The organism is Sphingobium agri, assembly GCF_023051225.1.
In the GTDB taxonomy this organism is placed as follows: domain Bacteria; phylum Pseudomonadota; class Alphaproteobacteria; order Sphingomonadales; family Sphingomonadaceae; genus Sphingobium; species Sphingobium agri.
The window spans coordinates 140,687-156,404 of sequence record NZ_JALKHS010000021.1 but is presented as its reverse complement, the minus strand read 5'-3'; the positions used below and the strand labels follow the sequence as shown (position 1 = coordinate 156,404).

Genomic DNA, 15,718 nt, shown 5'->3' with positions numbered 1-15,718 from the left:
CGCATGTAGGGGCTGCGCGGGGAAAAGGCCAGAGTTGCCGTTTTATCCCAGACCCGGGCAAATCATCCGTCATCCCAGCGAAGGCTGGGATCTCGGGCTGCCTCGGGCGACGTCTCCTGAGATGCCAGCCTTCGCTGGCATGACGTTGGGGCGCAGGCTGACGGAGGGAGTTGGCGCGCCGGTTGCATCGCTGCACCCTTTCCGCTAAGGGCCACATCGCAATTGGACGGTTCGCCGTTCGATACCCTGACAGATCCATGGCGCTCACAAGGGAGTACCGGATGGACGCTGGCCGGCGAGGTTTCGCCCGCCGGCGATTTTGTCGTTTGGCGGGGTGGCGCAGTTTTCCGGGCTTTTACGCCCAAATGAGGTGATGATGTTCGATTCGCTAAGCGATCGTCTGAGCGGGGTATTCGACAAGCTGCGTGGGCGCGGTGCGCTGACGGAGGACGATGTCCGCGCCGCGATGCGCGAGGTGCGAATCGCGCTGCTGGAGGCCGACGTCGCGCTTCCCGTAGTGCGCCAGTTCGTTGATCAGGCGACCGAACGCGCCGTGGGCAGCGACGTGCTGCGATCGGTTACGCCGGGCCAGATGGTCGTCAAGATCGTCTCGGACACGCTCACCGAAACGCTGGGCGCCGAAACCAGCGACCTTCTGATCGATGTCAGCCCGCCCGCCGTCATCATGATGGTCGGTCTGCAGGGTTCGGGCAAGACCACCTCTACCGCGAAGATCGCCAAGCGCCTGAAGGAAAAAGAGCGCAAGAAGGTTCTGATGGCGTCGCTCGACGTTCAGCGTCCGGCGGCGCAGGAACAGCTGGCGGTGCTGGGCACGCAGACCGATGTCGCGACCCTGCCGATCGTGCCGGGCCAGCAGCCGGTCGATATCGCCAAGCGCGCGCTTCAGGCGGCGAAGCTCCAGGGCTTCGACGTGGTGATGCTCGATACCGCGGGCCGTCTGCACGTCGATCAGGTGCTGATGGACGAGATGAAGGCGGTGGCGCAAGTCTCCGACCCGGCGGAAATCCTGCTCGTCGTCGACTCGCTGACCGGCCAGGACGCGGTGAACGTCGCGACCAGCTTTACCGCTCAGGTGCCGCTGACCGGCGTGGTGCTGACCCGCATGGACGGCGATGCGCGCGGTGGTGCGGCGCTGTCGATGCGCGCCGTTACGGGCCGTCCGATCAAGTTCGCGGGCACGGGCGAAAAGCTGGACGCGATCGAGCCTTTCCATCCCGCGCGCGTGGCGCAGCGTATCCTGGGCATGGGCGACGTCGTCAGTCTTGTCGAGAAGGCGGCAGAGGCGGTCGATGCCGAGGAAGCCGAGAAGCTCGCCAAGAAGATGGCCAAGGGTCAGTTCGACATGAACGACCTGCGCGCCCAGCTCAATCAGATGCGCCGCATGGGCGGCCTTGGCGCGCTCGCGGGCATGCTGCCGGGCCTCAAGAAGGCGCAGGCCGCGATGGCGGCGAGCGGCGCCAATGACAAGACGCTGATCCATCTCGACGCGATGATCGGCTCCATGACCCCCAAGGAGCGGGAGAAGCCCGGCCTGATCAACGCCAAGCGCAAGATCCGCATCGCCAAGGGTTCCGGCCGCACTGTGCAGGAAGTCAACAAGCTCCTGAAAATGCATCAGGAGATGGAAACGGCGATGAAGAAGATCCGCAAGATGGGCGGATTGAAGGGCCTCGCCAAGATGTTCACCGGCGGCGGCATGGACAAGCTGATGGGCGGCGCGGGCGGCGCGCCGGACCTTGGCGGGCTCGGTGGATTGGGTGGCCTGGGCGGGGGTGGCAACATGCCGAACCTGCCGCCGGGCTTTCAGAATTTCATGAAGAAATAGTCTGTCATCCCAGCGAGGCTGGGATCTCAGGCACAAGATCCCAGCTTCCGCTGGGATGACGAATTGAAGCTAAGTAGATTAGAGTAGAAAGGTCAAAAACAGCATGGCAACGTCCATTCGTCTTTCGCGCGGTGGTTCCAAGAAGCGTCCTTATTACCGCATCGTCGTGGCCGACAGCCGCGCCCCGCGTGACGGCAAGTTCATCGAGCGCATCGGCAGCTACAACCCCGTCCTGCCCAAGGGCGACGAGAAGCGCGTCGTGATCGACGTCGAGCGCGCGAAGCACTGGGTTGCCGCTGGCGCGCAGCCGACCGATCGCGTTGCCCGCTTCCTGGACGCGGCTGGCGTGAAGGAACGCGCTGCCCGCAACAACCCGAAGAAGGCTGAGCCGGGCCAGAAGGCCAAGGATCGCGCCGAAGACCGCGCAGCCAAGGCTGCCGAAGCCGCTGAAGCTGCCGAAGCTGCCAAGGCTGCCGCTGCTGAGGCTGCTGCTGCTCCGGCCGCTGAAGAAGCGCCTGCGGAAGAAGCTGCTCCCGAAGCGGCTGCTGAAGAGCAGGCGGAAGGCTAAATGGGTATTCTCCCCTCCCCTTCAGGGGAGGGGCCGGGGGTGGGGGCTGACAATGGCTCCGCGCCCGGCACCCCCCAGCCCAACCCTTCAACCGAGGCACGTCACTCGGTTGAACCTGAAGGGGAGGGGCCAGCCTCTTCGCGCGCTGTCACTCTGGCCGTCATCATTGGCGCGCATGGGGTGGCGGGCGAGGTTCGTCTGAAGCTCTTCGGGGAGGGGGTGGAAACCCTCAAATCCTACAAGAGCTTCGACGCTGCGGGCGGCACGCTGACGTTGAAGTCGGTGCGCCCCGGGCCCAATGGCGCGGTGGCGCGCTTCGCCGAGATCGGCGACCGCACGCAAGCGGAAGCCTTGCGCGGCACGGAACTCACCGTGCCTCGATCGGCCCTGCCTCCGCTGGAGGAGGGTGAATATTATCATGCTGACCTGTTAGGGCTGCCTTGCTTTTCCAGCGATGGCGATGGGCTGGGCAATATCGTCGCGGTCGAGAATTTCGGCGCTGGCGACATCATCGAGGTCGAGCGGCCGACCGGCAAGCGCTTCATGGCGCCGATGCATGCGGTGACGATCGCAGACGATCGCGCGGTGATTGAGGCGGCTTTTGCGGTTTGAGGGATGGGATACCTCTCCTCAAGCGTCATGCTAACAAGTTCAGCATGACGAAGAACTATCAGGTCCATCATGCCCAAAGCCCTCATCGCCTTCTACATGCTGCTGACGGTCGCCGCTGGATGGCGGCTGTTCGGCATGGGCTGGACGCGGGGGCGGAAAGTCGCGGCGGCCTTGGCATTGGTCGCCCCTTTTCCGATGCTGTTCCTGCTGCCATCGCTGCTGCACCCTGAGCGGCCCTTTGCCGATCTTCAGCGGGGCATCGGCCTATCGCTGATCGCCGGGGGTGCGTTGTCGCTATTGGGCGGCATGGCGGTGGCGTGGATGAGGGCACGTCGCGCATGAGCTTTGCAGCGCAGATCCTGACGCTCTATCCGGAGATGTTTCCCGGGCCCTTGGGCGTGTCGCTGGCCGGGCGAGCGCTCAGCGAGGGGAAGTGGTCGTGCGATCCGATCCACATCCGCGACTTTGCGACCGACAAGCACAGAACCGTGGACGATACGCCCGCGGGCGGCGGGGCGGGCATGGTGCTGCGCGCCGACATACTTGGCCTTGCCATCGACCATGCGGTGGAAAAGCGGCCCGATCTGCCGGTGATCGCCATGACGCCGCGTGGCAGGCCGATCACGCAAGGCCGCGTGCGGGAACTGGCAGGGGGGCCGGGCGCAACGATCCTTTGCGGCAGGTTCGAAGGCTTTGACGAGCGCATTTTCGAGGCGCGGCCCATTGAGCAGATCAGCATGGGCGACATCATCCTGTCGGGTGGAGAGATGGGCGCGTTGATGCTGCTGGACGCTTGCATTCGGTTGCTTCCCGGAGTAATGGGCGCGGCTTCCAGTGGGGATGAAGAGAGCTTCGAAAGCGGCCTTCTCGAATATCCACACTATACCCGGCCCGCTTTGTGGGAAGGGCGCGCGATCCCTGAAGTGTTGCGATCGGGGGATCATGCGAAGATCGCCGCCTGGCGGAAACAAAGGGCGGAAGATGACACACGGCTAAGGCGGCCGGACCTTTGGGAACGTCATATCGGCGTTCGGGACCAGCCGCCCTCTGGTGCGCAACGCGAAAAGTAGGACCTAAGTCAAATGAACTTGATCCAGCAGATCGAGGCCGAGAACATCGCGGCTCTCGCCAAGGATATCCCGGAATTCCGCCCCGGTGACACGCTGCGCGTCGGCGTGAAGGTCATCGAAGGTGACCGCAGCCGCGTCCAGAACTACGAAGGCGTCTGCATCGCCCGCTCCAACAAGGGCATGGGCAGCAACTTCACCGTGCGCAAGATTTCGTTCGGTGAAGGCGTGGAGCGCGTATTCCCGCTCTATTCGCCGAACATCGATTCGATCACTGTCGTCCGCCGTGGCGTGGTGCGTCGTGCGAAGCTCTACTATCTGCGCGGCCGTACCGGCAAGCGCGCTCGCATCGCCGAGCGCCGCGACGTCCGCAGCGAGGATTGATCTTCCTCGCGGCTTGATGGCCGGCGAAAGATTAGCAGGCGGTGCTCGAAAGAGCGCCGCCTGTTTCTGTTTGGAGCAGGCGACGGCGAGTTCCGGCAGGCCGGAGGTTAGGGGTGGAGGCGACGGTGCACTTGCCCACCCCGCTGCGACTAACGCGCTTTGCGCGCAAGTCTCGCTGCCCCTCCCGCCTGCGGGAGGGGAGAAGAGGTTTTATCCCCCTCAGCGGACAGCGTCGCGTTCGTTGGTCCGGCTCGTGAACCACAAGCCGACAAGGCTGACCAGCGCCACGGCGGTCATGTAGAGGCCGACCAGTTCCACCCCCCGCGCAGCAATCAGCCAGGTCGCGACGATCGGCGCCAGCGCGCCGCCGATGATGCCGCCCAGGTTGAAGGCGAAGGACGCGCCGGTATAGCGCAGCTGCACCGGGAACAAGTGCGGAAGATAAGCGCCGAGCGGCCCATATACGAAGCCCATCAGAAACAGCGCGAGGCTGAGTATCAGGAAGATCGGCAACAAGGCTCCCGTGCCCATTGCCGGACCGAAGATCACGCCCATCGCCACCGTGCCCAAGCAACCCCATGCCAGCACGCGGGTCGGGCTGCTGCGGTCGGCCCACCATCCTGCCAATATGATGCTGAACGCCATGAACAGGATCGCGCCCAACTGGATGGCAAGGAATGTCTCGCGGTCGATCTTCAGCGCGGTCGTGCCATAGCCCAGCGCCCATGCGGTCGCGATATAGTAGACGGCAAAGCAGGCCGCGCACGCGAACGTCCCCGCGATCGCCGCGCCAAGATGGTTCTGGAACAATGTAGCCAGCGGGACGGCGGGCGGCGGCGCTTCGGCCTTGGCCGCGGCGAATTCCGGCGTTTCAGTGAGCTTCAGCCGTATCCAGAGGCCGAGGATGACCAGCACCGCGCTGCCGAGGAAGGGCAGGCGCCAGCCCCAGGCGAAGAAATCCTCATCGGTGAGGAACATGCCGAGGATCAGGAACAGGCCGTTGGCGGCGATGAAGCCGACCGGCGCGCCCAGTTGCGGGAACATGCCGAAGCGCGCTCGCCAGCCGGGAGGGGCATTTTCGACCGCCAGCAGCGCCGCGCCGCCCCATTCGCCGCCAAGTCCCAAACCTTGCCCGAAGCGCAGGATGCAGAGGATGAGCGGCGCCCACCAGCCGATCATCTGGTAAGTCGGCAGGAAGCCGATAGCGAGCGTCGATCCGCCCATCAGCATGAGAGAGGTAACGAGCGTCGCCTTCCGGCCGATACGGTCGCCATAATGGCCGAACACTGCTGCGCCCAAAGGCCGGGCGAAGAAGGCGAGGGCGAGGGAGCCGTATGACGCCATCAACTGCGCCGTGGGCGAGGATGAGGGGAAGAAGAGCGAGGGAAAGATGAGGCTTGCGGCGGTGGCGTAGATGTAGAAGTCGTAGAATTCGACCGCCGTGCCGATGAGGCTAGCCGCCAGCACCCGTTTGTGGCGCAGCATTGCGCCTATTCCCTCGCTTGCCATCTTTCTCTCTATCCCCCGCATTCTGGATCACCTCGCCCCCGTTGAGGGGAATGGTTTGCTTATCGTTATCGTTTCGCTCGCCTCTGGTTCAGCAGTTCATAGGCCATCACGGCGCAGGCGACGGCAGCGTTGAGGCTGTCGGCTTTGCCAAGCATCGGCATCTTCACCAGCTGATCGCATTCCGCCTCATACGCCTCGGGAAGGCCCTGCGCTTCGTTGCCGACCAGCAGGAAGGAGGGGCTGGCATAGCGCGGTTCCTGATAATCCTGCGTCGCTTTGAGGCTGGTGCCGATCAGTTCGCCCGGCCCTTGCCGCAGCCAGTGCATGAATTCGCCCCAGCGCGCCTGGGTGATCGACTGGGTGAAGAGCGCGCCCATCGATGCGCGGACGGATTCGACCGAAAAGGGATCGACGCAATCGTCGATCAGGATGAGGCCGCCAGCCCCCACCGCATCGCCAGTACGCAATATGGTGCCGAGGTTGCCGGGATCGCGGAGCGACTGGGCGACGATCCAGATGTCGGCCTTGCTCCGGTCGAGCTTCGCCAAGGGGGTCAGCCGGTCGCGATAGACGCCGACGACCGCTTGGGCATTATCCTTGCCGGAAATCTTGGACAGGATGTCGGGCGTGGTTTCGATGACGTCGCCGCCTGACGCCTCCATCGCGGCGATCAGCTCTGCGGCGAGCGGGTGGGTGGACCCGGCGTGGAAGAGCATTTCCGGCAGCACGCCTTCCTCGCGCGCTTCGGTGAGGATGCGGAGGCCTTCTGCCAGGAACAGCCCCTCGGCCTTGCGGAACTTCTTTTCGCGCAAGGAGCGGACGCGCTTGACCAGCGGGTTGGAAAATCCGGTGATCTCGCGTGCCACTGCGCCTGCTTTCCTCCTGAGGATGAGGCGGCCTCTCTATCGGGCCGGGGCGGAGCGCGGAAGAGCTATTCTTCGCCGAACTTGTCTTCGACCAGCGTCACCAGCTTGCCGAGCGATTCTTCGGCATCGGGCCCCTGGGCGCTGATGGTGATGGAATCGCCCAGCGCCGCGCCCAGCATCATGAGGCCCATGATCGACGTGCCGGTCACTTCGCTGCCGTCCTTGCGCACGGTGATCTGGGCGGGAAGGCCGCTTGCCAGCGTCACGAACTTGGCGCTGGCGCGCGCGTGCAGGCCGCGCTTGTTGCTGATCAGAACTTGCCTGCTGATTTCGCTCATGTGGTGCTGCCCAACAATTCGGATGCGACGCTGATATATTTCTGGCCCGCTTCGCGCGCGGCGGCGACGGCCTGGCGCACGTCCATGACCTTGCGCGCGCTTTCCAGGCGGATGAGCATGGGCAGGTTGATGCCCGCAATCACCTCGATCTCGCCTGCCTTCAGCAAAGAGATGGCGAGGTTGGACGGGGTGCCGCCGAACAGGTCGGTGAGCAGGATGACGCCCGAACCGTCATTCACCCGCTCCACCGCCGATGCAATATCGGCGCGGCGAACCTCCATGTCGTCTTCCGGGCCGATGCAGATGGTCGCGATCTGCTGCTGCGGACCGACCACATGCTCCATCGCCACGACGAATTCCGTCGCCAGCGATCCATGCGTGACGAGAACAAGTCCTATCATCTACCTACCCGGCCCAGATTGTTTCATGATTTAGCTTTCGGGCCTCCCGGTTCGCGCTTCTCCAGACTGTCCTGGGGCGCTGATTCCATATTGCGGTGCGAGACCGTGGGCGAAAAGCCCGCGTCTTGCAAGTATTTGGCGACCCGCTCGGCGACATGGACCGACCTGTGCCGTCCCCCGGTGCAGCCGAAGGCGACGGTCACATAGGATTTGCCGCTTTCCTCATAGCGCGGGATCAGGAGCGCGAGCAGTTCCTCTATGCGGTGGACGGTGTCCTCATAGGCGGGATCTTCGATGATATAGGCAGCGACCCCAGGATCGAGCCCGGTATGGGGGCGCAAATCCGCTTCCCAATGCGGATTGCGCAGGAAGCGCATGTCGAACACCAGATCGGCATTCAGGGGCACGCCGCGCGAAAAGCCGAAGGACATGATCGTCAGCGTCGGGGCGGACAGGCCGTCACGCGAAAAACGGTTGCGGATTTCCTGCTGCAGCCCGTTGCTGGTCAGGCTGGTCGTGTCGATGACATGGGTCGCCCAGCGGCGTAAGGGATCGGTAAGCTCGCGCTCCCGCGCCAGCCCGTGCGCGGCCGGACGGTCGGACGCCAGCGGGTGGCGGCGGCGCGTTTCGGCAAAGCGGCGTTCCAGTTCCATGTCGGAACAGTCGAGGAAGAGCGTTTCGACATCATGGCCGCGCCGGGTGCGCAGCGCCTTGATCCGCTGGACGATCGCCTGCGCGTCGAAGCCACGGGTGCGCGCGTCGATGCCGAGCGCCAAAGGCCGGTCGTCCAGTTCCTCGTGGCCCGCAGGCACGGGCGTGTCGAGCAGCCGCTCCAGCAGGAGGAGCGGGAGGTTGTCGACGACTTCCCACCCCATGTCCTCCAGCGTCTTGAGCGCGGTCGTCTTGCCCGCCCCGGACAGGCCCGACACCAGGAGGATGGTCTTGGGCGTGGGCGCGCTCATGCCAGCCTCACCGCGCCCAGCGCCAGTTCGACCTTGATCGGGGCGGACGCTTCGAAAGGCGAAAGCTTGATGACGGGCAGCGGCGCGCCGGCGATGATCCATTCGTCCGGATCACCCGGCATGCGGTCGACATGCTGCGCAAGGTCGACGACCAGCGCCAGCGGTGCCTCGCTGGCAAAGGGCATGTCCACGACTCCCAACCCGCGCACCTCCATCTTTCCAGCGATGGTGGCGGGTGCGGACGCGGTCAGTTGCCCCCCGTTACGCTCCACGATCGTATAGTCGTCGCTGATGAGCATGGCGCCACGATCGATCAGGCGCAGCGCCAGATCGGATTTCCCTGCGCCGCTTGCGCCACATAGCAGAATGCCGCGCCCACCTATCGCGACGCTCGTTGCGTGCACTGTTTCGGTTGAGTCTTGCGCCGCCATGTCCCTGACCTCTTCTTAGACCTTGCGGCGGTGCGTGTGAATCGAATTGACGAAGGAAATTAACGCAAACGTCAAAAACTTAAGCGCTTTGTCCTATTCCGAGACAATGCCGGGATCACGCTCAACCCCCATGGGCAGGCGCAGCATGAAACAGGCGCCACGCTGGTTGTCCTCGCGGTCGGCGATGCTGATCTTGCCTTGATGGCCTTCGACGATCGACCGGGCGATGGCAAGGCCAAGGCCCGAATGCTTGCCGAAGCTTTCCGTTTCCGGACGGACACTGTGAAAGCGGCGGAAGACATGTTCGCGCTGGGACTCGGGCACGCCGGGCCCTTCATCCTCCACGCTGACCAGCACTTCATGATCGGCCACGGTCGCGACGATCTGCACGAGCCCGCCGTCGGGCGAGAAGGAGATGGCGTTGTCGATCAGGTTGTCGAGCACGCGGAGCAGGCGCTGCTCTTCGCCGAGCACGACGGCGACATCCTTGCGCGGGCGGGCGAAGGCGAGCCGGACGCCCCGTGGAACGCCCCGTGCCTCGCGCGCCACGACCATGCGCTCGATCAACAAGCCAAGGTCGATGGGTTCGAACCGCGTGCGGGAAAGCTGGGCATCGATGCGGGACGCTTCGGCGATGTCGGTGACCAGCCGGTCGAGCCGCCGCACGTCGTCCTGCGCAATCGCCATCAGCTGATCACGCAACTCCGGCTTGTCGATCCGTTCCATAGCGTCGAGGGCAGAGCGGAGCGAGGCGATGGGGTTCTTGAGCTCATGGCTGACATCGGCCGCGAAGGCGTCGGTGGCGTCGATCCGCTGCCTCAATGCGTGGCTCATGTCGGAAAGCGCGCGGGCGAGCATGCCGATCTCGTCGCGCCGCTCCGGCAGGCGTGGCACCGTCACCTCGCGCGCGCGGCCAAGGCGGACGCGCACGGCGGCGCGGGCCAGGCGTTGCAGCGGCTGGACGATGGTCCGGGCGAGGAACAGCGAGAGCAGAACCGACGCCAGCACGGCGGCGGCGATGACGATGCCTAGCCTCAGCCGCTCCGCCCGCACCGTTCGGGTGATGTCGCGCGCATTTTCGGTCGCAAGCAGGCTGCCGCCATCCTTCATGCCCGTCGCCGCCGAGATCATGAAGGTGCGATCGGGGGCATAGCGGTTCGTCGCCTGCGGCTGGCCTGTCTTGCGCGCGAGCAGCACCTCCGGCCAGGCATCCGCCCGGTCCACGGCAGGTTCTTCGAAATTGGGCGGGCGATCGGCGAAGACGACGCGGTCCACCGCCTTGTCGAGGAAACGCGCGGCATGCCGCCGCCAGCCTTCTTCCGAAGGCAGGCGCAGCCGGTAGCGGGGCGCATCCATGGCGAAACTGTCCGCGATCAGCCGCCCGTCCGGTCCATAGCGGCGAACGCGATCGTGCGTTTGCCGGGCGTAGGCGGCGATCAGGGCGTTATGTTGTTCGGCCGGGGCCGTCTCCAGCCCGATGGCGAGCAGCTTCAATTCGCGCGCGGACTGCTCCAGCCGCGCGTCCACGATGCGGGTTCGATAGCTGTCCAGATAGAAGAAGCCGCCCGCCAGCAAGGCGAGCGCGAACACGTTGACCGCCAGGATGCGCGGCGTCAGGCTGATGCGGCCCGACCAGCGCAACCCGCCGTCCCGCGGATCATTCTTCGGAGAATCGATATCCGGCGCCATAGAGCGTGTCGATTGCGTTGAATTCAGGATCAACCTCGCGGAATTTGCGGCGGAGCCGCTTGATGTGGCTGTCGATGGTGCGGTCGTCGACATAGACGTCATCCTGATACGCAGCATCCATCAACTGGTTGCGGTTCTTGACGACGCCGGGCCGCGACGCGAGCGTTTCGAGGATCAGGAACTCCGTGACCGTCAGCGTGACGTCCTGCCCCATCCATTTGACGCGATGGCGGGCCGGATCCATTTCCAGGCGGCCGCGTATGATCGGTTCGGCGGCGGGCTCGTCACTCGCATCGGTCGCCCGTCCGACTTCCGAGCGGCGCAGGATGGCGCGGATGCGGGCGATCAACAGGCGCTGGGAAAAGGGCTTGGCGATATAATCGTCCGCACCCATGGCAAGGCCCAGCGCCTCGTCCAGCTCATCGGTCTTGGACGTCAGGAAGATCACCGGCATCTGGCTCTTTTCCCGCAGCCGCCGCAGCAGTTCCAGGCCGTCCATGCCCGGCATCTTGATGTCGAACACAGCAAGGTCGGCGGGATTGTCGAGCAGCGCCTTCAGCGCCGCCTCCGGATCCGAATAGAGGCGCGTCAGGAAGCCTTCGGCCTGCAGCGCGATGGACACGGAAGTCAGGATATTCTTGTCATCATCCACAAGGGCGATGGTTGGAGTCATGCTTGTTCCCAAAGATCGTGGCCGCCCTGCTCAGGCCTTCCCATCCAGCGTTAGACGATGCCTGCCCCGCTCGCAAGAAAGGGGTAGGCGGGCGATTATGCGGTTTACCCGTGTTAATCTGGGATAAAGTGCGTGCGGGCGGGATTTGACGCTGGGGGTGCAAAGGCTTATTGCCCCCCCATCTGCAGGAATGTTGCCGCCCATATGAGGCCGGCGACGCTAGGAGCGGATCGGTCGCGAGCGCGAGTTGGCGGGCCGGAGTAATCACATCAGGAGCTAAGGCGTGCAGGCCAAATCCTCAATTACCCTGGATCAGCAGGGCATTTCCACGACCGCTGAATTGCATTGGAATCTCGGCACCGCGCCGCTCGTCGAAGCTGCCATCGCAAATGGCGAAGGCATGCTGTCCAAGGATGGCCCGCTGGTCGTCAAGACCGGCAAGCACACCGGCCGTTCGGCCAACGACAAGTTCATCGTCAAGGACGCCGAGACCGAATCCACGGTGTGGTGGGGCAAGACCAATGTCCCGATGACGCCCGAACATTTCGCCGCGCTCAAGGAAGATTTTTTCAAGGCGCTGGGCCAGAAGGAAAAGCTCTACGTCGCAGATCTGTTCGGCGGTTCGCAGCCCGAGCATCGGGTGAACGTCCGCGTCATCAACGAACTTGCCTGGCACAACCTGTTCATCCGCACGCTGCTGGTGCGGCCCAAGGCGGAAGAGCTGAGCGGCTTTGCCCCTGAATATACCATCATCGACCTGCCGTCTTTCCAGGCTGATCCGGCCCGTCATGGTTCGCGCAGCGAAACGGTGATCGCGGTCAATTTCAGCGAAAAGCTGATCCTGATCGGCGGCACCAAATATGCCGGCGAAATGAAGAAGTCGGTCTTCGGCATCCTCAACTATCTGCTGCCGACCAAGGGCGTGATGCCCATGCACTGTTCGGCCAATATCGGCCCGAACGGCGACACGGCAGTCTTCTTCGGCCTGTCCGGCACCGGCAAGACGACGCTGTCGGCCGATGCCAGCCGCACGCTGATCGGCGACGATGAACATGGCTGGTCGGACACGGCGGTCTTCAATTTCGAAGGCGGCTGCTATGCCAAGATGATCAACCTGTCGGCCGAAGCCGAGCCGGAGATCTTCGCGACGACCAAGCGCTTTGGCACGGTGCTGGAAAATGTGGTGATCGACGAGGATACGCGCGAGATTGACCTCGACGACAACAGCCTGGCTGAAAACAGCCGTGGTTCCTACCCGATCGACTTCATTCCGAATGCGTCGGAAAAGAATCTGGGTCCGGTGCCGAAGAATATCATCTTCCTGACCGCCGACGCCTATGGTGTGCTGCCTCCGATCGCGCGGCTGACCCCGGATCAGGCGATGTATCACTTCCTGTCCGGCTACACCGCGCGCGTCGCGGGCACGGAAATCGGCGTGACGGAGCCTTCGGCGACCTTCTCCACCTGCTTTGGCGCCCCCTTCATGCCGCGTCATCCCTCGGTCTACGGCAATCTGCTCAAGGACCGGATCAACAAGGGCGGCGTCACCTGCTGGCTGGTCAACACCGGCTGGACCGGCGGCAAATATGGCGTTGGCAAGCGCATGCCGATCAAGGTGACCCGCGCCCTGCTGAACGCGGCGCTGGACGGCAGCCTCAACGATGCCGAGTTCCGGGTCGATCCCAATTTCGGCTTCCAGGTTCCCGTCGCGGTGCCGGGCGTTGACGCGACCATCCTCGATCCGCGCGCGACCTGGGCTGATCAGGCCGCCTATGACGAGACGGCTGGCAAGCTGGTGAAGCAGTTCGTGGACAATTTCGCCCAATTCGAAGAACATGTGGATGCATCGGTGCGTCAGGCTGCGCTGACGGCTGCCTGATAGCAGGGCCGACGATCGCAAAGGTGAAGGAGCCGGGGGCATGTGCCTTTCCGGCTCTTTTGCTTTCGGCCCCTTTAGCTTTCGGGTAGCGGCTGGCGGTGCTATCCTGCGGCTTGATATAACGGGATGATGACGATGTTTGACCAACTGATAAACAGCGTGGGCGGATTGGAAGCGGTGGCCGCGAAGCTGGGGCTTTCGGCCGAGGAGATGCAGGCGCTGATGGCGGAAATCGGCGGCAAGATCGCGTCGGGCGAAACCGATGTCGCGGCGCTCGCCACCACGGCGGCGGAGCATGGCGTTTCCGCCGACAAGTTGCAGGAACTGTTCGCCCAATTCGGCGGGCCCGAAGCGGTGCTGGGCAAGCTGGGCGGCCTGTTCGACAGCGATGGCGACGGCAGCCCGATCGGCGAACTCAGCAGGTTGGCCAAGGGATTGTTCGGCTGAAAAATCCGGCTGACGCGTGCAGGCATGATCGTCAGCTATCGGCCATGAAAGTTTTTTCACCTTGCCTTGGACGGGCCGAAAAGGCATTCGCGCCGCCATCACTTATTGCGAAAGCCACGCAACTGGCGTCCTGACCGGGCGTTGGCGAGGTGGATTTGGCAGGAGACAAGGTTTTGAGCGACGTGACGATCGAAAAGCCGGTACTGGAACCGACCGGCGCCCTGACTGTCGAAACCGTGCTGTCGGTCCGGCATTGGAACGAGCATCTGTTCAGCTTCCGCATCAGCCGCCCGGCAAGCTTCCGCTTCCGTTCGGGCGAGTTCGTGATGATCGGGCTTCAGGGCGACAATGGCAAGCCGCTGCTGCGCGCTTATTCCGTGGCCAGCCCGGCTTGGGACGAGGAATTGGAATTCCTGTCGATCAAGGTGCAGGACGGGCCGCTCACCTCCAAGCTTCAGCTGATCCAGCCGGGCGACCAGATCTATCTTGGCCGCAAGCCAACCGGCACGTTGGTGACCGACGCGCTGCTGCCTGGCAAGCGCCTCTTCATGCTGTCGACCGGCACGGGCCTCGCGCCCTTCCTCAGCCTGGCGCGCGATCCCGACGTCTATGACTTTTATGAAGAGGTCGTCGTCGTCCACTCGGTCCGCCGGGTCAGCGACCTTGCTTTCCATGACGAACTGACGGGCAAGCTGGCGGAAGATCCGCTGGTATCGGAACAGGCCGCGAACCAGTTCCACTATGTGCCGACCGTCACGCGCGAGCCGTTCCGCAACAATGTGCGCATCGACAAGCTGGTCGAAAGCGGCGCGCTGTTCGAAGGCATAGCGGGCGACAAGAAGTTCAACCCGGAAACCGACCGCATCATGATGTGCGGCAGCATGGAGATGATCAAGCAGTTCGCCGCCTATTTCGAGGGCGAAGGCTTCACCGAAGGCTCCAACGCGGCGCCCGGCGCCTTCGTGATCGAGCGGGCGTTCGTGGGGTAAGCGGGCGAAGAGTTTTGGTGCAAGAGGGGCTGGCGGCGACGCTGGCCCTTTTTGGTTGTGGGCGGCGGCCAGTGCTGCTCCTAAGCCAGCGCATTCAGCGCAGATAATTTATCCATGCCGCGCCTTAACGCTATAGACAATTCCGTGAGTGTCAGGGCGAACTGTTCGCATATCTTCTCGGCACCAGGAAACTGAGCGATCCGATAATTTTTGGTCTCTCGCCCCAATATATAGAGCAGATTGCAGAGGAAGGCATCGAGTTCGCGGTCGCCCCAGTGCTGAATCTGGCGGTGAATATGTCGGCGGTATTCCCGCGCACCTTGGCTCATTGCCCAGACAACCGCCAAGTCGAAGCCGGCAAGTCTCGATCCGCAGTGCTCCCAGTCGAGTAGGGCGACGTTCCCATCACTTAATCTTATGACGTTCGACGGTACGGGATCACCGTGGGCAAACTCGATCGGCAATTCTTTGCTTGAGAGAAGCGCCAACGGCTCAATCATCATGTTCTTTGGAACAAAACCAGCTTCCTCGTAGGAGCGACATGATGAGAGGAGGTCTGGAACTGTAGCGCCGGGATGAAGGACGGACCAATTGGTATATTCTCTCGTCCGTTGGAGTGCGTCGAACAGTGGCACACCGGCAGTGATGTCGGTGCGAGGATAAAGTCGATCTTTGGCTACTGGTTCTCCCTCGATACGGCTCAACAGCAAGAAGCCGGTCTCCCGACTTCCGGCCAACATCCGAGGAGTTGTTACATCAACAGGGGCAGTTCGCTGCATGGAGTAGAAGTTCAACTCATTGGCGAACCAGCGCTCGCACTCACCTCCCCGATTCAAGAGAATCTTCAAGATGGCAGACTCACCTTCGACGGAACCGTCGAGAACCATCGATTTGGCGTTGCTCCTTAGTATAGAGCTTATTTCAAATGCCGTGCCAGTCCGGCGGATGAGAGCATCCACCTCCTGTAGATCAAAATCTGGCAGCCCCATGCGTACCTTCTTTAAAGCCACTTGCCTGCGGGTGGGGGGAGCCTCCGGGCGTGCCGTTTAAGAACGTC

18 protein-coding genes are annotated in these 15,718 nt (G+C 63.4%); 9 read left to right on the top strand and 9 right to left on the bottom strand.

What is annotated here, in order from left to right; genetic code table 11:
* The first annotated feature begins 373 nt into the window (after positions 1-373).
* The 6 genes from ffh (at position 374) to rplS (ending at position 4,477) form a co-directional block, all read left to right on the top strand.
* Complete coding sequence (ffh, locus tag MU848_RS18405; RefSeq protein ID WP_247234750.1) at positions 374-1,846, top strand: signal recognition particle protein; 1,473 nt, start codon at positions 374-376, stop codon at positions 1,844-1,846.
* A 103-nt stretch (positions 1,847-1,949) separates the two neighbouring features.
* On the top strand, positions 1,950-2,414 hold the full coding sequence (gene rpsP / locus MU848_RS18400) for a 30S ribosomal protein S16 (protein ID WP_097090996.1): 465 nt from the start codon (positions 1,950-1,952) through the stop codon (positions 2,412-2,414).
* 153 nt (positions 2,415-2,567) lie between these two features.
* Entirely contained in the window at positions 2,568-3,026 is a 459-nt protein-coding gene (gene rimM, locus MU848_RS18395; protein ID WP_247234836.1) for a ribosome maturation factor RimM, read from the top strand.
* 69 nt (positions 3,027-3,095) lie between these two features.
* The gene (locus tag MU848_RS18390; RefSeq protein WP_247234748.1) at positions 3,096-3,368 is read left to right on the top strand and encodes a hypothetical protein; all 273 of its coding nucleotides are present in this window, start codon (positions 3,096-3,098) and stop codon (positions 3,366-3,368) included.
* Complete coding sequence (trmD, locus tag MU848_RS18385) at positions 3,365-4,096, top strand: tRNA (guanosine(37)-N1)-methyltransferase TrmD (protein ID WP_247234747.1); 732 nt, start codon at positions 3,365-3,367, stop codon at positions 4,094-4,096. The genes MU848_RS18390 and trmD overlap by 4 nt, the downstream gene beginning before the upstream one ends.
* Positions 4,097-4,108: 12 nt before the next feature.
* On the top strand, positions 4,109-4,477 hold the full coding sequence (gene rplS / locus MU848_RS18380; protein WP_022681436.1) for a 50S ribosomal protein L19: 369 nt from the start codon (positions 4,109-4,111) through the stop codon (positions 4,475-4,477).
* A 219-nt stretch (positions 4,478-4,696) separates the two neighbouring features.
* On the opposite strand, the gene MU848_RS18375 is transcribed toward rplS, so the two are convergent.
* From MU848_RS18375 to MU848_RS18340, 8 genes are all read right to left on the bottom strand, one after another.
* On the bottom strand, positions 4,697-5,986 hold the full coding sequence (locus MU848_RS18375; protein WP_247234745.1) for an MFS transporter: 1,290 nt from the start codon (positions 5,984-5,986) through the stop codon (positions 4,697-4,699).
* A 65-nt stretch (positions 5,987-6,051) separates the two neighbouring features.
* On the bottom strand, positions 6,052-6,852 hold the full coding sequence (locus MU848_RS18370; RefSeq protein WP_097091001.1) for a TrmH family RNA methyltransferase: 801 nt from the start codon (positions 6,850-6,852) through the stop codon (positions 6,052-6,054).
* Between the two features lie 65 nt (positions 6,853-6,917).
* Positions 6,918-7,190: an HPr family phosphocarrier protein gene (locus tag MU848_RS18365; RefSeq protein WP_097091002.1), complete on the bottom strand. Its 273-nt coding sequence runs from the start codon at positions 7,188-7,190 to the stop codon at positions 6,918-6,920.
* Complete coding sequence (locus tag MU848_RS18360; RefSeq protein ID WP_097091003.1) at positions 7,187-7,591, bottom strand: PTS sugar transporter subunit IIA; 405 nt, start codon at positions 7,589-7,591, stop codon at positions 7,187-7,189. The genes MU848_RS18365 and MU848_RS18360 overlap by 4 nt, the downstream gene beginning before the upstream one ends.
* A gap of 23 nt (positions 7,592-7,614) precedes the next feature.
* Positions 7,615-8,553 (bottom strand): RNase adapter RapZ, encoded by a 939-nt coding sequence (gene rapZ, locus MU848_RS18355; protein ID WP_247234743.1) that lies wholly within the window; start codon positions 8,551-8,553, stop codon positions 7,615-7,617.
* Positions 8,550-8,984 (bottom strand): HPr kinase/phosphorylase, encoded by a 435-nt coding sequence (locus tag MU848_RS18350; RefSeq protein WP_201514978.1) that lies wholly within the window; start codon positions 8,982-8,984, stop codon positions 8,550-8,552. The genes rapZ and MU848_RS18350 overlap by 4 nt, the downstream gene beginning before the upstream one ends.
* Positions 8,985-9,077: 93 nt before the next feature.
* On the bottom strand, positions 9,078-10,673 hold the full coding sequence (locus MU848_RS18345; RefSeq protein ID WP_247234741.1) for a sensor histidine kinase: 1,596 nt from the start codon (positions 10,671-10,673) through the stop codon (positions 9,078-9,080).
* Positions 10,642-11,346 carry a response regulator transcription factor gene (locus MU848_RS18340; RefSeq protein ID WP_097091007.1) on the bottom strand — a complete coding sequence of 235 codons (705 nt, stop codon included), beginning with the start codon at positions 11,344-11,346 and terminating at the stop codon, positions 10,642-10,644. Before MU848_RS18340 ends, MU848_RS18345 begins: the two co-directional genes overlap by 32 nt.
* Before the next feature lie 283 nt (positions 11,347-11,629).
* Between MU848_RS18340 and MU848_RS18335 the strand changes: the two genes are divergently transcribed.
* From MU848_RS18335 to MU848_RS18325, 3 genes are all read left to right on the top strand, one after another.
* The gene (locus tag MU848_RS18335; RefSeq protein WP_247234739.1) at positions 11,630-13,225 is read left to right on the top strand and encodes a phosphoenolpyruvate carboxykinase; all 1,596 of its coding nucleotides are present in this window, start codon (positions 11,630-11,632) and stop codon (positions 13,223-13,225) included.
* Positions 13,226-13,354: 129 nt separating this feature from the next.
* Positions 13,355-13,672 (top strand): hypothetical protein, encoded by a 318-nt coding sequence (locus MU848_RS18330; RefSeq protein WP_247234737.1) that lies wholly within the window; start codon positions 13,355-13,357, stop codon positions 13,670-13,672.
* A gap of 173 nt (positions 13,673-13,845) precedes the next feature.
* Positions 13,846-14,661, top strand: coding sequence for a ferredoxin--NADP reductase (locus MU848_RS18325; RefSeq protein WP_247234735.1), 816 nt, complete (start codon positions 13,846-13,848; stop codon positions 14,659-14,661).
* Between the two features lie 80 nt (positions 14,662-14,741).
* Here MU848_RS18325 and MU848_RS18320 read toward each other — a convergent pair whose 3' ends face one another.
* On the bottom strand, positions 14,742-15,650 hold the full coding sequence (locus MU848_RS18320) for a phosphotransferase (protein ID WP_247234733.1): 909 nt from the start codon (positions 15,648-15,650) through the stop codon (positions 14,742-14,744).
* Positions 15,651-15,718: the final 68 nt, after the last annotated feature.

Coding starts and splice junctions, on each gene's coding strand:
- MU848_RS18320 (WP_247234733.1), bottom strand. CDS start 15,650: ATGGGGCTGCCAGATTTTGATCTACAGGAGGTGGATGCTCTCATCCGC.
- MU848_RS18360 (WP_097091003.1), bottom strand. CDS start 7,591: ATGATAGGACTTGTTCTCGTCACGCATGGATCGCTGGCGACGGAATTC.
- MU848_RS18340 (WP_097091007.1), bottom strand. CDS start 11,346: ATGACTCCAACCATCGCCCTTGTGGATGATGACAAGAATATCCTGACT.
- MU848_RS18350 (WP_201514978.1), bottom strand. CDS start 8,984: ATGGCGGCGCAAGACTCAACCGAAACAGTGCACGCAACGAGCGTCGCG.
- ffh (WP_247234750.1), top strand. CDS start 374: ATGATGTTCGATTCGCTAAGCGATCGTCTGAGCGGGGTATTCGACAAG.
- MU848_RS18390 (WP_247234748.1), top strand. CDS start 3,096: ATGCCCAAAGCCCTCATCGCCTTCTACATGCTGCTGACGGTCGCCGCT.
- trmD (WP_247234747.1), top strand. CDS start 3,365: ATGAGCTTTGCAGCGCAGATCCTGACGCTCTATCCGGAGATGTTTCCC.
- MU848_RS18365 (WP_097091002.1), bottom strand. CDS start 7,190: ATGAGCGAAATCAGCAGGCAAGTTCTGATCAGCAACAAGCGCGGCCTG.
- rapZ (WP_247234743.1), bottom strand. CDS start 8,553: ATGAGCGCGCCCACGCCCAAGACCATCCTCCTGGTGTCGGGCCTGTCC.
- MU848_RS18330 (WP_247234737.1), top strand. CDS start 13,355: ATGACGATGTTTGACCAACTGATAAACAGCGTGGGCGGATTGGAAGCG.
- rplS (WP_022681436.1), top strand. CDS start 4,109: ATGAACTTGATCCAGCAGATCGAGGCCGAGAACATCGCGGCTCTCGCC.
- MU848_RS18375 (WP_247234745.1), bottom strand. CDS start 5,986: ATGGCAAGCGAGGGAATAGGCGCAATGCTGCGCCACAAACGGGTGCTG.
- rpsP (WP_097090996.1), top strand. CDS start 1,950: ATGGCAACGTCCATTCGTCTTTCGCGCGGTGGTTCCAAGAAGCGTCCT.
- MU848_RS18345 (WP_247234741.1), bottom strand. CDS start 10,673: ATGGCGCCGGATATCGATTCTCCGAAGAATGATCCGCGGGACGGCGGG.